Here is a 506-nt window from a genome sequence, read left to right on the forward strand (position 1 = left end):
TGGCGGCGGCGGCGGCAATGCCGGTGACGTGCTGCTGGACCTTGTTGGCACCACCACAACGGGCAGCGGCGCCGGTTCGGGCGGCATTCTCGCCCAGTCGCTGGGCGGCGGCGGCGGCAATGGCGGCTTCACCGTGGGCGCCGCGCTGTCGGTCGCACAGAGCGGCAGCGGCAGTGCCGGCATCGGCATTGGCGGCTTTGGCGGCGGTGCGGGCAATGCCGGCGACGTCACTGCCTTCATCAACGGCCTCACCACCACAGGCGGCGCCAGCAGCAATGGCATCACCGCCCAGTCGCTCGGCGGCGGCGGCGGCAATGGCGGCTTCTCCATCGGGGCCGGCATTGCGCTCGCCAAGGACACGGCAGGCGCTGCCGGCATTGGCATCGGCGGCTTTGGCGGCGGCGGCGGCACGGCCGGCAACGTGCTGATGGTGGCCAGCAACGGCACCAACCGGGCGGCGCAACTGGTCAGCACGGCTGGCAGCAACAGCGGCGGCGTGCTGGCCC

1 pseudogene is annotated in these 506 nt (G+C 73.1%); it reads left to right on the plus strand.

Going from position 1 to position 506, the window contains the following annotated elements:
* A pseudogene (locus GJV64_RS15425) lies at positions 1-506 on the plus strand (hypothetical protein); the annotation flags it as partial.

It is taken from the genome of Sandarakinorhabdus rubra (assembly GCF_010994245.1).
Taxonomy (GTDB): Bacteria; Pseudomonadota; Alphaproteobacteria; order Sphingomonadales; family Sphingomonadaceae; genus Sandarakinorhabdus; species Sandarakinorhabdus rubra.